The organism is Paracoccus niistensis (assembly GCF_042432925.1).
In the GTDB taxonomy this organism is placed as follows: domain Bacteria; phylum Pseudomonadota; class Alphaproteobacteria; order Rhodobacterales; family Rhodobacteraceae; genus Paracoccus; species Paracoccus niistensis.
In genome coordinates this window covers 346,618-360,071 of the sequence record NZ_JBHLWE010000029.1, presented here as the reverse complement: position 1 = coordinate 360,071, position 13,454 = coordinate 346,618, and the positions used below count along the sequence as shown (strand labels likewise).

16 protein-coding genes are annotated in these 13,454 nt (G+C 69.9%); 6 read left to right on the top strand and 10 right to left on the bottom strand.

The genetic code is table 11. The annotated features are described in order from the left end of the window. Positions 1-71 precede the first annotated feature (71 nt). On the bottom strand, positions 72-944 hold the full coding sequence (locus ACFFII_RS10275) for a branched-chain amino acid aminotransferase (protein WP_377698809.1): 873 nt from the start codon (positions 942-944) through the stop codon (positions 72-74). Positions 945-1,105: 161 nt separating this feature from the next. Here ACFFII_RS10275 and ACFFII_RS10270 point away from each other — a divergent pair, with 161 nt between their 5' ends. Continuing rightward, complete coding sequence (locus ACFFII_RS10270; RefSeq protein WP_377698779.1) at positions 1,106-1,651, top strand: MarR family winged helix-turn-helix transcriptional regulator; 546 nt, start codon at positions 1,106-1,108, stop codon at positions 1,649-1,651. Then, the gene (locus tag ACFFII_RS10265; RefSeq protein ID WP_377698778.1) at positions 1,648-2,352 is read left to right on the top strand and encodes a response regulator; all 705 of its coding nucleotides are present in this window, start codon (positions 1,648-1,650) and stop codon (positions 2,350-2,352) included. The genes ACFFII_RS10270 and ACFFII_RS10265 overlap by 4 nt, the downstream gene beginning before the upstream one ends. Positions 2,353-2,488: 136 nt before the next feature. Here ACFFII_RS10265 and rfbA read toward each other — a convergent pair whose 3' ends face one another. The 5 genes from rfbA to rfbC all read right to left on the bottom strand — a co-directional run bounded on the left by rfbA (position 2,489) and on the right by rfbC (position 6,772). After that, the gene (gene rfbA, locus ACFFII_RS10260; RefSeq protein ID WP_377698777.1) at positions 2,489-3,358 is read right to left on the bottom strand and encodes a glucose-1-phosphate thymidylyltransferase RfbA; all 870 of its coding nucleotides are present in this window, start codon (positions 3,356-3,358) and stop codon (positions 2,489-2,491) included. After that, positions 3,355-4,206: a dTDP-4-dehydrorhamnose reductase gene (gene rfbD / locus ACFFII_RS10255; protein WP_377698776.1), complete on the bottom strand. Its 852-nt coding sequence runs from the start codon at positions 4,204-4,206 to the stop codon at positions 3,355-3,357. The genes rfbA and rfbD overlap by 4 nt, the downstream gene beginning before the upstream one ends. Beyond that, on the bottom strand, positions 4,203-5,120 hold the full coding sequence (locus ACFFII_RS10250; RefSeq protein ID WP_377698775.1) for a hypothetical protein: 918 nt from the start codon (positions 5,118-5,120) through the stop codon (positions 4,203-4,205). Before ACFFII_RS10250 ends, rfbD begins: the two co-directional genes overlap by 4 nt. A 64-nt stretch (positions 5,121-5,184) precedes the next feature. Then, a complete protein-coding gene (gene rfbB, locus ACFFII_RS10245) occupies positions 5,185-6,222 on the bottom strand; it encodes a dTDP-glucose 4,6-dehydratase (RefSeq protein ID WP_377698774.1) in 1,038 nt (345 codons plus the stop codon). Position 6,223: 1 nt separating this feature from the next. Next, positions 6,224-6,772, bottom strand: a complete 549-nt coding sequence (gene rfbC, locus ACFFII_RS10240; RefSeq protein ID WP_377698773.1) for a dTDP-4-dehydrorhamnose 3,5-epimerase — start codon at positions 6,770-6,772, stop codon at positions 6,224-6,226. Between the two features lie 107 nt (positions 6,773-6,879). Between rfbC and rsmD the strand changes: the two genes are divergently transcribed. Further along, positions 6,880-7,452, top strand: coding sequence for a 16S rRNA (guanine(966)-N(2))-methyltransferase RsmD (gene rsmD, locus ACFFII_RS10235; RefSeq protein WP_377698772.1), 573 nt, complete (start codon positions 6,880-6,882; stop codon positions 7,450-7,452). On the opposite strand, the gene ACFFII_RS10230 is transcribed toward rsmD, so the two are convergent. Together ACFFII_RS10230 and mog are read right to left on the bottom strand one after the other, a co-directional pair. Further along, complete coding sequence (locus tag ACFFII_RS10230; RefSeq protein WP_377698771.1) at positions 7,449-7,628, bottom strand: hypothetical protein; 180 nt, start codon at positions 7,626-7,628, stop codon at positions 7,449-7,451. The two genes, rsmD and ACFFII_RS10230, sit on opposite strands and share 4 nt — an antisense overlap. Before the next feature lie 139 nt (positions 7,629-7,767). After that, the gene (gene mog, locus ACFFII_RS10225) at positions 7,768-8,310 is read right to left on the bottom strand and encodes a molybdopterin adenylyltransferase (protein WP_377698770.1); all 543 of its coding nucleotides are present in this window, start codon (positions 8,308-8,310) and stop codon (positions 7,768-7,770) included. Positions 8,311-8,460: 150 nt separating this feature from the next. Here mog and ACFFII_RS10220 point away from each other — a divergent pair, with 150 nt between their 5' ends. The 3 genes from ACFFII_RS10220 to ACFFII_RS10210 are packed head-to-tail and all read left to right on the top strand — an operon-like array spanning position 8,461 to position 11,465. Further along, complete coding sequence (locus ACFFII_RS10220; RefSeq protein ID WP_377698769.1) at positions 8,461-9,114, top strand: protein-L-isoaspartate O-methyltransferase family protein; 654 nt, start codon at positions 8,461-8,463, stop codon at positions 9,112-9,114. Beyond that, positions 9,111-10,514, top strand: coding sequence for a TolC family outer membrane protein (locus ACFFII_RS10215; protein WP_377698768.1), 1,404 nt, complete (start codon positions 9,111-9,113; stop codon positions 10,512-10,514). The genes ACFFII_RS10220 and ACFFII_RS10215 overlap by 4 nt, the downstream gene beginning before the upstream one ends. Before the next feature lie 30 nt (positions 10,515-10,544). Beyond that, a complete protein-coding gene (locus ACFFII_RS10210) occupies positions 10,545-11,465 on the top strand; it encodes a hypothetical protein (protein ID WP_377698767.1) in 921 nt (306 codons plus the stop codon). 382 nt (positions 11,466-11,847) lie between these two features. Here ACFFII_RS10210 and ACFFII_RS10205 read toward each other — a convergent pair whose 3' ends face one another. Beyond that, positions 11,848-12,786, bottom strand: a complete 939-nt coding sequence (locus tag ACFFII_RS10205; protein ID WP_377698766.1) for a murein hydrolase activator EnvC family protein — start codon at positions 12,784-12,786, stop codon at positions 11,848-11,850. After that, the gene (locus ACFFII_RS10200) at positions 12,783-13,454 is read right to left on the bottom strand and encodes a protein-L-isoaspartate(D-aspartate) O-methyltransferase (RefSeq protein ID WP_377698765.1); all 672 of its coding nucleotides are present in this window, start codon (positions 13,452-13,454) and stop codon (positions 12,783-12,785) included. Before ACFFII_RS10200 ends, ACFFII_RS10205 begins: the two co-directional genes overlap by 4 nt.

The following is a 13,454-nucleotide window of genomic DNA, read 5'->3' as shown; positions in this document are numbered from 1 at the left end:
CTATCTGCGTGCGACCGCTGCGGCGTTCCCGAGCGGTCGCACGTTTCAGAAAACAGGGACCCGGCTAGAAATCAGGCCCGCACCAGCGCCTCGTAATCCTCGGCGATCTTTCGCGTCGTCGCGCCGACCTGGAAGTGCCAGTTCTCGCCGATCTGGGCGACCGGGGTCACTTCGGCCGCCGAGCCGGTCAGGAAGCACTCCTGGAAGCCCTCGACCTCCGCGGGCAGGATGTGGCGCTCATGCACCGCCATGCCCTGGTCCTTGCACATCTGGATGATGGTCTGGCGGGTGATGCCGTTCAGGAAGGCGTCGGCCAGCGGCGTATGGATCTCCCCGTCCTTCACGAAGAAGACGTTGGCGCCGGTCGCCTCGGCCACATAGCCGCGATAGTCCATGAACAGCGCGTCCGAGCAGCCCTTCTTCTCGGCCGCGTGCTTGGACATGGTGCAGATCATGTAAAGGCCCGCCGCCTTGGCCGCTGCCGGGATCGTCTCGGGGCTCGGGCGCTTCCATTTCGAGATGTCCAGCTTGGCGCCCTGCCACTTGGCATCCCCATAGTAGCTGCCCCATTCCCAGGTGCAGATCGCCAGGCGGACCGGGTTGTGGCTGGCGGCAACCCCCATGTCGGGACCGGCGCCGCGGAAGGCAATGGCGCGCAGATAAGCGTTGGTGAAGCCGTTGGCGTCAAGCACCTGACGCTTGGCCTCGCAGATCTGCTCGGCCGTCCAGGGAATCTCCATGTCGATCAGCTCGCCCGATTTCAGCAGGCGCTCGGAATGCTGGCGCGACTTGAAGATCTTGCCGTCATAGCAGCGCTCGCCCTCGAAGACGGCGCTGGCATAATGCAGCGCATGGGTCAGGACATGGACCTTGGCGTCGCGCCAGTCGACCAGCTCCCCGTCCATCCAGATCTTGCCGTTGCGGTCTTCGTAGCTGCCTGCCATGATCCCCATGACCCCCGTTCTTTTCGGAATGTTTCGCGCGACCCTGCGCACGCGGCGGAAAGTTGCGTCGAAGGCAAGGCGTAGAGATTGATTCTTGGAAAGTCAACAAGGCTGCCCTATCCTTGGGCAGACCTTCGGCAACAAGGATGCGGCAATCCGGAATGAGAAACGACCCCCATCCCATTCCCGGCGGCGAAAGCCTGCTGTTCCTCACCGACGAGCAGATCCGGCGGGGGATCGAGGCGATGTATTTTGCCTATCGCGCCTTCACCGCCGACCCCGACCTGATCCTGGAAGAGATCGGCTATGGCCGTGCGCATCACCGGGCGCTGCATTTCATCACCCGCGATCCGGGGCTGACGGTGACGGCGCTGCTGGCGGTGCTGGGCGTCACCAAGCAGTCCCTGAACCGCGTGCTGCGAACGCTGATCGAGGACGGGCTGGTGGACAGCCGCGTCGGCCGCCGCGACCGGCGCGAGCGGCAGTTGTATCTGACCGAAAAGGGCGTGGCGCTGGAACGCCGCCTGTCCGAGGCCCAGCGCGCGCGCGTCCGCGCCGCCTATCGCGCGGCCGGGCCACAGGCGGTGGCGGGCTTCCGGCAGGTTCTGGAGGCGATGATGGATGGCGAGATGCTCGCGCAGTTCCGCGCGCTGCGCGAGGCGCCGGACCAGCGGCTGAGCGCCCGCCGTGCGGGGTCCGCCGGATGAGCGTGCCCGAGACGCACCTGCTGATTGTCGATGATGACGAGCGCATCCGCACGCTGCTGCGCCGCTTCCTGGCCCGCAACGGCTATTACGTCACCACGGCCAAGGACGCCGCGCAGGCCCGCCGGCTGCTGGCGGGGCTGGAATTCGACCTGATCGTGCTGGACGTGATGATGCCGGGCGAGGACGGCATCGCGCTGACCCGCGCGCTGCGGCGCCACGGCCAGACGCCGATCCTGCTGCTGACGGCCAAGGGCGATACCGACGACCGGATCACCGGGCTCGAGGCCGGGGCCGACGACTACCTGCCCAAGCCCTTCGAGCCGCGCGAGCTTCTGCTGCGCATCGCCGCGATCCTGCGCCGGATGCCCACGGTGGAAAACCGCGGCCCCAAGTTCCTGACGCTGGGGCCCATGCGCTTCGACACGGCAAAGGGCGAGCTTTGGAACGGCGACACGCCCATCCGCCTGACCGGCAGCGAGCAGACCCTGATGCGGCGGTTGGCCGAGACGCCCGGCGAGGCCGTGGACCGCCCCACCCTGATCGAGGAACTGGGGCGCGAGCCGGACGACACGGGCGAGAACTCGGACCGCGCCATCGACGTGCAGATCACCCGGCTGCGCCGGAAGATCGAGCCCGACCCGCGCGAGCCGCGCTATCTGCAGACGGTGCGCGGGATGGGCTACATGCTGGTGCCGGACTGAGGGCGCGCTTGCGTCACCCGCCGGACCGGGAGTTTCCCACCTCCATCGTCGTATACGACGATCACGGAGGACATTTCCGGACAGAAGATGCAGGCCGGGCCTGTTCCGGTCGCAATCTCACGCTTTCAGGCGGCCCTCAATCCAGCAGCCTTGCGAGGTAGCGTCCGTAGTCGGTCTTGCCGAACCTCTGGGCCTGCCGCCGCAGCTGGACATCGCTGATCCAGCCCTGCTGGAAGGCGGCTTCGTCGGGGCTGCCGGACTGCATCCCCTGGCGCTTTTCCAGGGTGCGCACGAAGTTGCCCGCGTCCAGCAGGCTGCCGTGGGTGCCGGTGTCGAGCCAGGCAAAGCCCCGGCCCATGCGCTCGACCGTCAGGCGGCCCTCGTGCAGGTAGGTTTCCAGAAGCGTGGTGATCTCGAGCTCGCCCCGCTCCGAGGGCTGGACCTCGCGCGCGCGGCGTGGCGCGTCGGCGTCGAGGAAGTAGAGCCCCGTCACCGCGTAGTTCGAGGGCGGCACGGCGGGCTTTTCGATGATCTGCACGGCCCGGCCGCCGTCGTCGAAGGCGACTACGCCGTAGCGCTCGGGGTCGGCCACGTGATAGCCGAAGACGGTCGCGTCTTCCCGCCCGTCCGCGGCCGCCAGCAGCTCGGTCAGCCCGTGGCCGTAGAAGATGTTGTCGCCCAGCACCATCGCCGAAGGGGCCCCGGCCAGGAACTCCTCGGCCAGGATATAGGCCTGCGCCAGCCCCTCGGGCCGGGACTGGACGATCCAGGTGAGCGCGATCCCCCACTGGCTGCCGTCCCCCAGCAGGCGCTGGAACTGCGCCTGGTCGTCGGGCGTGGTGATGATGGCGATCTCGCGGATGCCGGTCAGCATCAGCACCGACAGCGGATAATAGATCATCGGCTTGTCATAAACCGGCAGAAGCTGCTTCGAGACGCCAAGCGTGATCGGGTAAAGGCGGGTGCCCGACCCGCCGGCCAGGATGATGCCCTTGCGGCTGCTCATGCGGAAAGCTCCTGAATGACGCGGTCCAGCCCTGCGCGCCAGTCGGGGCGCGCAAGGCCGAAGTCGCGGGAAATGGCGGTGCAGTCGAGGCGCGAGTTCAGCGGCCGTCGTGCGGGTGTGGGATAGGCGCTGGTCGGGATGTCCTCGACCTGCGGCGACAGGCCGGAGCGGGCGAAGATCTCGCGCGCGAAGCCGGCCCAGCTGGTGTCGGGGCTGCCTGCGAAGTGATAAAGGCCGCCCTTCGCGGGGTCCGCGATCATCGCCCGTGCCATGACCAGCAGCGCCGCCGCGATGTCGGCGGCGGGCGTCGGACCCCCGACCTGGTCGGCCACGACCGTCAGCCGCTCGCGCTCGGCCCCGAGCCGGCGCATGGTCTTCACGAAGTTCGCCCCATGCGCCGAGAACACCCAGGAGGTCCGCATCACCGCCCATTGCCCGCCCGCGGCGGCAATGGCGCGCTCGCCGTCCAGCTTGGTCTGCCCGTAGACGCCCAAGGGTCCGGTCGGCGCCTCCTCGGCGCGCGGCGCCTCGCCCGAGCCGTCGAAGACATAGTCGGTCGAGACATGGAGGAAGGGGATGCCCAGCTCGGCGCAGGCACGGGCCATGGCGCCCGGTGCCTCGGCATTGACCAGCCGGGCGGCGTCGGCGTCGCTCTCGGCCCGGTCCACCGCCGTGTAGGCGGCCGCATTGATGACAGCCGCGGGGCGCATCGCGCCGATCCGCGCGGCGCAGGCGGCGGGATCGGTCAGGTCGGCCTCATCGCGCCCCAGGAACCGCGCCCCCGGAACCAGCCGCGCCAGTTCCAGCGCCACCTGGCCCCTCCGCCCGAAGATCAGAAGATCCGTCATGTCGTGCCCTCCTGCTTGCGGCGTTCGAGTTGCTCGGCCATCGCCTGGAACAGCCAGGCGGTCGTGGGATCGGCGCGGCTTTCGGCTTCCAGCTCGTCCAGCAGCGCCGCCAGCGTCCCGCTCCGGGGATCGGGCTGCGCGGCCTGCCGGCGCGCAATCTCGCGCAGCGTGTCGTTGCGGGTGTCCAGCGTGTCCTGCATCAGCGCCAGCAGCGCGTCGCGCGGGCCGCCCTGCGCACCCAGGGCGTTGATCCTCAGAACCGCGGGGACGACCGAGTCCGCGATGGATTCATGCCGCCGCTCGGGCACCGTCGCCCCGGTCGCGTCGATGTCGATCACGCGCGCGAGCTTCGGCATCCAGTTGTCCTGCGCGGACAGCTCGATCAGGTCGCGCGCGCCGAAGCCCGCCGCGAGATCGCGCCGCAACCCCTTGAGGTCGGTCAGCTTCTGCACCCTTGGCCGCGCGGCGAAGTCGGCCATGTCCAGGTCCAGTGCGAAGTCCATGCCGTCCTCGGGCGGGTTGATCATGCACTGCTTCCACATGGACCGCTGCCAGCCCGACAGGTCGCGCGTCATCAGGATCAGCCGCACGTCCCAGCCTTCCGTTTCCTCGCGGAACCAGGCCAGATGTTCGGGCGCGAAGTCGTGGAAATGCAGCGTCAGCCCCTCGGCCGAGATGAGGACGTCGCCGCCGGCCTGTGCCAGCACGGCGGGCAGCCGTTCGTCCGGCCCGTGCCGCAGCGCCGAGACAAGCCAGCGGTGGCGCGCGGCCATCAGGCCGCAATCGTCGGTCTCGGGCCAGCACAGCCCCTGCGCGGCCAGCAACGCGCGGTTCGTGCCGGCCCAGTCCTGCAGCGCTGACGATCCGCAATGGGGCAGCCCGACGTGCAGGAAGAGCGAGCGGCGGCCCGCCATCAGCCCTGCCTCCGAGGGCGCCGGGGCCCCGGCCCGGCCCCGAGATCCCTGCGGGCGCGCATCCTCAGGCCGTGCCCAGGCGCCGGCCCACGCCCTCGCGATCGAGAAGCGGGCGCCACCAGGCCTCGTTGTCGAGGTACCAGGCGACGGTGCGCTTCAGGCCTTCCTCGACCGTGACCGAGGGGCGCCAGCCCAGTTCGGTGCGGATGCGCGTGGGGTCGATCGCATAGCGCCGGTCGTGGCCGGGCCGGTCGGTCACGAAGCGGATCAGCCGGTCATGCGGTGCGCCCTCGGGCCGCATCTCGTCCAGATGCGCGCAGATCGTGCGCACGAGGTCGATGTTGCGGGCCTCGTTCTCGCCGCCGATGTTGTAGCTGCGGCCGACCTCGCCCTTTTCAAGGCACAAGAGCAGGGCGTCGGCGTGATCCTCGACATACAGCCAGTCGCGCACGTTGCCGCCGTCACCATAGACCGGGATCTCGCGCCCGTGCAGGGCATTGAGGATCACCACCGGCACCAGCTTTTCCGGGAAGTGGAAAGGGCCGTAGTTGTTCGAGCAGTTCGTCAGCACCACCGGCAGACCGTAGGTCTCGTGCCAGGCGCGGACCAGATGGTCGGATGCGGCCTTTGACGCCGAATAGGGCGAGCGCGGATCGTAGGGCGTGTCCTCGGTGAACTGCCCGGTCTCGCCCAGGCTGCCGAAGACCTCGTCGGTCGAGATGTGGTGGAAGCGGAAGCCCTCGGGCCTGTCCTGCCCCGTCCAGAAGGCCCGCGCCGCTTCCAGCAGGTTGTAGGTGCCGGTGACGTTGGTCTCGATAAAGGCGCCAGGGCCGTCGATCGAGCGGTCCACGTGGCTTTCCGCCGCCAGATGCATCACCGCATCGGGCTTGTGCTTGCCAAACACCCGGTCCAGCGCCGCGCGGTCGCGGATGTCGGCCTGCTCAAAGGCGTAGCGCGGGCTTTCCGCCACGCCCGCCACGTTTTCCAAGTTCGCCGCATAGGTCAGCGCGTCGAGGTTGACCACCTCGTGCCCGCGCGAAACCGCCAGCCGCACCACCGCCGAGCCGATGAAGCCCGCGCCGCCCGTCACCAGTATCTTCATCTCACGCCTCGAAGGGGGATTGCCAGTCAGCGAAGGGCACGGCCGTCTTGTCCTTGTCGGACAGGACCGGATCGGCCACGCCCCAGTCGATGCCGAGGCTGTCCCAGCGCACCGCCCCGTCGGCGGCCTTGTCGTAAAAGCCCGTGCATTTGTAGACGACCTCGGTGTCGTCCTCGCGCGTGACAAAGCCGTGCAGGAAGCCCGGCGGCACCCAGAGCTGGCGTCCGTTCTCGAAGCTGAGTTCCACACCCACCCACTGCCCATAGGTCGGGCTGCCACGCCGCCCGTCCACGGCCACGTCGTAAAGCGCGCCGCGCCCGCAGCGCACCAGCTTGCCCTGCTCGTGCGGCGGCGCCTGATAATGCAGTCCCCGCAGCGTGCCCGCCTTGGCAGACAGCGAGTGGTTGTCCTGCACGAATGGGGGCAGGTGCACCCCTGCCTCTTCCAGCGTGCGCCGGTTCCAGCTTTCCGAGAAGAAGCCGCGCGCATCGCCATGCCGCGCCGGCGTCAGGATCAGCACGCCCGGCAGGGCAGTTTCCTCGATCTGCATCTATAGCCTTTCAACTCCGCAAGGGGGCGCTTGCCATTTTTCACGGGAAAGGGAAAGCCGTCTGCAACCACGGCGGTCCCGCGCCGCATCGTCACAGGAGAGCTTCCATGCGAATCGTCGGCGGCCGCCTGCGCGGGCTGAAACTGGCCGAGGTCGGCGCAGGCGATCCCGCCGCCCATCTGCGCCCCACGACCGACCGGGTGCGCGAGGCAGTCTTCAACCTGCTGCTGAACAGCCACGGCTTTCCCATCGAGGGTGCGCGGGTGCTTGACCTTTTTGCCGGGACCGGGGCGCTGGGGCTCGAGGCCCTGTCGCGGGGCGCAGGCCGCGTGGCCTTCGTGGACGAGGGCGCGGCCGCCCGTGCGCTGCTGCGGGCGAACGTGGAAAAGGCCCGCGCGATGGGCGTGACCGACATCTGGCGGCGCGACGCCACCAACCTGGGCCCGAACCGGGGCGCGGGCTACGATCTGGTGTTCCTCGACCCGCCCTATGGCCAGCGGCTGGGCGAGGCGGCGCTGGCCTCGGCGCTGGCCGGCGGCTGGCTCGCCCCTGAGGCCATGGTGGTGTGGGAGGAGGACACCGCCCCCCTTCCCCCGCTGGAACTGACCCCCATTGACCAGCGCCGCTACGGCGACACGCTGGTCACGCTGCTGCGGGCGGGGTCGGAAGCCGGGGCCTAGCGGGACAGGGCCCAGAGACCCACGGCTGCAAGAAGGACCGTCCAGACCGCCGCAGCGTGCCAGAAGACGATGGACAGCAATGCGATCAGCCGCACGACATCGGCAAGCGTCCCGGCCCATGCGGCGGCAGGCACGGCAGGAACGATCCCCGCCACGATGCAGAGGAAGCTCGCCAAGGGCAGTCCAGCACCAGCGCCACGATGCCGGCCAGCGAACCCGGCCCCGGCAGACGGAAGCGAGGGCGCGGCAGCCGACGCCAGGGACGCTCGGTGCCCGGGCTCTGCCAGCCGTCCTGGCCGCCTTGCTGCCGCCGGTTCACCCTTGGGGCCGGAAGGCCGTGACCCGCGCGGGGTTCGTCTCGATGCGCCCGGCGCCGATCAGGTCCAGGCAATAGGGCACCGCCGCGAAGACCGCGTCGAGGCAGGTGGCGATGGCGGCGGGCTTGCCGGGCAGAAGGATCATCAGGCAGGCACCGCGGATGCCCGCCGTCTGGCGCGACAGGATCGCGGTCGGTACGCCCTCGGCCAGGCTCGCGCGGCGCATCTCCTCGCCGAAGCCGGGCAGTTCCTTCTCGATGACATCGGCCAGCGCCTCGGGCGTCTCGTCGCGGGGGGCCGGGCCGGTGCCGCCGGTGACAAGGATCAGGTCGGCGCCTTCACCCTCGGCCAGGCGGCGCAGGGTCGCGGCGACCCCCTCGCGGCCGTCGGGGATGATGTGGCGCGCGATCTCGACCGGCGAGGTCACGACCTCGCGCAGCCAGGCTTCGGCAGCGGGGCCGCCGCGGTCCTCGTATTCGCCGCGGCTGGCGCGGTCTGACACTGTCACGATGGCGATGCGGGCAGTCTGGCGCTGGGTCAAGGTGGGCTCCGGCGTGGCAAGTCTGCCGCATCCTGCAGGGGAATCGCGGAAGTTGAAACGGCGATCTGTGCCGGGTGCGGCCTCCAGCGGCGTTGCTCCGCGCGGGCAATCGTGCCAAAGATCGGGCAAAAGCAACGCCGGATTGCCGCCATGATCGACTACCAGGAACGCCGAACGATGATGGTGGACACCCAGGTCCGCCCGAACGATGTCACCAAGTACAACGTCATTGCCGCGATGCTCGAGATCCCGCGCGAGGAGTTCGTGCCCGACAGCCGCCGCGACGTGGCCTATGTCGGCGAGAACATCGAGATCGCGCGGGGCCGGGTCGTCCTGGAGCCCCGCACCATCGCCAAGATGATCGACGCGCTGGACCTTCAGCCGACCGAGCTGGTCCTGAACCTGGCGGCGGGCTACGGCTATACGGCCGCGGTGCTGGGACGGCTGGCCCAGGCCGTCGTCGCCGTCGAGGAGGATGCCGAGATGGCCGCCGAAGCGACGCGCAGGCTGGCCGGGATCGGGGCCGACAACGTGGCGGTCGTGCAGGGGCCGCTCGCCGCCGGGCACAAGGCCGAGGCTCCTTACGACGCCATCCTGATCGAGGGCGCCATCGAGGAACTGCCCGAGTCGCTGGCCGGACAACTGGCCGAAGGCGGCCGCATCATCGCCCTGTTCCTCGACGCGACCGTGGGGGTCGTGCGCAGCGGGGTCAAGCTCGACGGGGTGATCACATGGCGCTACGCCTTCAACGCCGGGGCGCCTGTCCTGCCGGGCTTCCGCCGCGTCCGCGAGTTCACGCTGTGATCCGGCGCCGTCTTCTTGTCGCCGCGCTGACCCTGGGAACGGCGCTGTCCAGCGCGCCGGCCTGGGCCGAATCGCTGGCCGATACGCTTGTCGCGGCTTATCGCAACTCGGCCCTTCTGGATCAGAACCGCGCGCTTCTGCGGGCCGCCGACGAGGACGTGGCCCAGGCCATGTCCACGCTGCGCCCCGTGGTCCAATGGGCCGCCTCTCACAACTTCCAGCAGGTGGACGGGATCGAGGCCGTCTCGACCACGCTGGAGTTGGTCGGGCAGATGACGCTTTACGACTGGGGCCGGGGCCAGCTGGCGATCGACATCGCCAAGGAACAGGTGCTCGCCACGCGGGAATCGCTGGTTTCGGTCGAGCAGGACGTGCTGCTGACCGCAGTGCAGGCCTTTCTGGATGTCCGCAGCGCCGAGCAGCAGGTGGCCCTGCAAGGCAGCTCGGTCCAGCTTCTGACGCGCGAACGACAGGCGGCGCAGGACCGATTCGACGTGGGCGAGATCACCTCGACCGACGTGGCGCTGGCCGAGGCCCAGCTGGCCTCCAGCCGGGCCGGGCTGGCCTCGGCGGAAGGTCAGCTCGAGGTCGCGCGCGAAAACTACCGGGCCGCCGTCGGGCGCTTCCCCGATGACCTGGACGCGCCCCCGCCCCTGCCGCGGCGCCCTGAGTCGCTGGAGCTGGCACGCGAGACGGCGCGCCGCACCCATCCGGCGGTCCGCCAGTCGCAGCGCACCGTGGCGGCGGCGGAACTGTCCGTGGCCGCTGCGCAGGCCGAGCGCCGCCCCCAGCTGACGGGCTCGCTGGGGCTTGGGACCACGCGTGCGCCGGGGCGGACACTGCTGGGCTCGTCGGGACAGGAAAACACCACCACGCTGCGGGCGGGGGTGCAGGCAAGCCAGACGATCTATTCCGGCGGGCGCCTTCCCGCAGTCCACCGCCAGGCAATGGCGCGCCGTGATTCGGCGCGCTCGGCGCTGCTGGACACGGCGCGGCAGGTCGAGCAGTCGGTCGGGACCGCCTGGGCCAACATCGACGTGGCCCGCGCCCAGATCGGGGCCATCGAGGAACAGATCGTGGCCGCGCGCGAGGCTTATGAGGGCGTGCGCGAGGAAGCCACGCTGGGCGCGCGCACCACGCTGGACGTGCTGGATGCCGAACAGGAGCTTCTGGAAGCGCAGGTTGACCTGATCACGGCGGAATCCAACCTGCAGTTAGCACATTATCAATTATTGGCCGCTATGGGTTTGCTGACGGTAGCAGAGCTGCAGTTGGGGATACCCACCTATGATCCATCGGCCTATTACAGCGCGGTCCGCGACGCGCCCTACACCAGCAGCCAGGGCGAAAGCCTCGACCGCGTCCTGCGCGCGATCGGCAAGCAGCCGGGCGGCAACTAGGCGCCTCGCCTCCCTTCCGGGGGCAGTGGCATGACCGGGGCGGCTTGCCTGTTCGAGCCTGCGCCTGTCGACACGGGCGACGTGCTCGCCTCGATCCGCCGGCTGATCGCCAGCGACAATGCGACACCCGGCGCGAGGGGCGAGGGCGTCCGGATGAGCGGCGCACCCTTTGCGCGGGACGGCGCCCTGCCCTGTGCGACAAGCCTCGGCTGTGCCCGATCCGCCAAGGCTCCGTTTGTGGGCAGCGACCGGACGGCGGCCTTGTCGGAGGCCGATCCCGTTGCGCTTCCCGGCATGATCCGGCACCTCGCCACCGACCTTGGCCAGGCACCGCTGCGCCTGAAGCCGGAGGCGATGATCGCCACGGCAGAGGCGACCGGCCATGCGGCCGGGTCCCTGCGCCTGTCCCAGGAGATTGCAGCGCCTCGGCCTGCAGCCGCCCCGCCCGAGGAAGCGGCATCAAGCGCCGGACAGGCTGCGGCCGACCCTTCCCTCGATGAAATCGCGGTAGCGTCTGACACGGCGCCGGTGGTGACCACCGGCCCCGATGCGCAGTCGGTGCTGGATGCCGGAAGCGGCTCTCCTGCGGCGCAAGGCTTCAGCGCCCGCGACAGCAACCCTCATGACCTTCCCAGCCCTTCGAACAAGGAAACGACCATGCATGCCTACCCGACCGGCGTCGTCTCGCCCCTGCATGCCGAGCCCGTGATGGCAGGCGCGGCGGAACGCTGCCCGCAGAACATGGCTCCGGCGGCTGCCGTTGCAGCTGCGGCCCCCGCCTCTGCAATTCCCATGGCCGAGGAAAACCCGCTGCGTGCCCTGCTGCGCGAGGTCGTGCGCGAGGAGTTCGAGGCCGAGATGCAGCGCCGCTTGGACGACAACCTCCGCGGCATGATCCGCGGCGAGATCGTGGTCGCGTTGACCGAAGCACTGGTCCGCCGCCCCGCCTGACCCTCATGGCAGCGGGTGAGGAAAGGCACCTTGGATGAGGCTGTTCCTTTCCCGTCCGCTGCGCCCGTGCCCGCTGCGTCAGCAGCTTGGCACACAGGTGCGTCGGCAGGCGAGGACAAGAGGGCGGACGCAGGTACGGGCAGCCGCAGGCACCAGTCCCTTCTACACAACCGTAACTCGTGCCCAGTTATCCCGCATTACGCATGGGGGGCCGATACTTCAGTCATCGGAGGACGTGCCCCCCTGCCAAGCAGGGCCAAGGCAAGGGGGTGCAGAACGCCAACCGGGCCGCAGGCATCCGATCAGCGCATGTCACACTCGGTGGAAGAAGCCAGGATCGGCGGCTTCTTCCCTGCCCTTTCAGCCGAGGCTGCGGAAGGCCCTACAGGTAGCCCTCGGGATCGACGCTGTCGAAGCCGTCGCGGACCTCGAAATGCAGGACGCCGCTGCTGCGGGCAGCGCCGATGCTCTGGCCGCGCTTGACGGCGTCGCCCTTGGCAACCGACAGCTTGTCCACGCCCGCATAGACCGTCATCAGCCCGTCGTCGTGCCGCACGACCACGATGGGCACCCCGTCGGTGTCGCGCGTCACCGCCGCCACAGTCCCGCCACCCGCCGCCTTCACGGGCGAACCCGGAGGGGCCGAGATGTCGATGCCCTCGTTCGTGCCTTTCTTGTAGGCCCGCATGATCGAGCCGTTGGCCGGCATGGCGAACTTGCCGCTGCCCGAGGCCGCGGTCCGCGTGCTGCCCAGGTTCGGCGCATCCGCCGTCTTCGTCGGGGCGCTGGCGGGCTTGGTTTCCTCGCGCGGCAAGGGCTGCCCGGAGGACGGCGGCCGGGGCGTGGGCGACCCGACGCCGGGCGCGGTGACCACGGCCGCCGTGGTCTGCGAACTTGCGGCCGGCGTCGCGGCGCGCGCGGGTGTCGCATCCGCGACCGAGGGCTTGCGGACGCCCTGCCCTGCGAAGGGGTCCGTCACCTGCGGCGTGGCGCCCGCAGCCCCTCCTTGGGCCGGACCTGCACCAGCGCCGGCGCCCAGAGGCCAGCGGATCTGCGGGATCCTGAACGGACCCATGCTCACGGTTCCTGCCCCTCCTGCCGCCGGTTGCCCCGCAGCCGCAACCTGACCCGGCGCTGCGGCGGACCCGGGCTGCCCCGGCGCCCCCGGTGCCGCGCCCGGCTGGACGCAGCCCGCCAGGACCAGCACCAGCCCGCAGGCCGCGACCTGCCCCGCATTCCGACCGAAACCCGCGCGGGTCCCCGCCCGTGCCGTCACTGAAATGACCATCTGCCCGTCCTCATCGTCCCTGCCGGGGGTCATGTCTGTCCCAACCCCTCGACCAGCGGCACGAACCGCACCTGCCGCATCTCGTCATAAGCGAAGCCCGTCTCGGTCCGCGTCACGCGGATCAGCGTCTGCACCGCGTCCGACTGTCCGACCGGCACCACCATGATACCGCCGACCTTCAGTTGCGACAACAGCGGTCCCGGAGGGTCCTCGGCCGCCGCCGTCACCATGATGCGGTCGAAGGGCGCCTGCTCGGGCAGTCCGAAGGACCCGTCCGCCACCCGCGCCGTGATGTTTGTCAGGCCAAGACGGCGGAACACCTCCTCGGCCTCGATCACCAGGCGGCGGTGGCGGTCCACGGTCATCACGCGGCGGCAGAGCAGCGACAGGACAGCCGCCTGATAGCCCGAGCCCGTCCCGATCTCGAGCACCACGTCACGCGGGCCCACGTTCAGCGCCTGCGTCATCAGCCCCACGACCGAGGGCTGGCTGATCGTCTGCCCGCAGGCAATGGGCAGGGGTGTGTCGTCGTAGGCGCGGTCCTCGAAATGGCCGCGCACGAAGGCGCCGCGGTCGATCCGCTCCATCGCGGCCAGGACACGCGGGTCCGTCACCCCGTGCGAGCGCAGGGCGAAGAGAAAGCGCATCTGCCGCTCGGCAGGGCCGTCCCCGGGGTCGTCGGGCGGAGGCGCGGGGGCCAT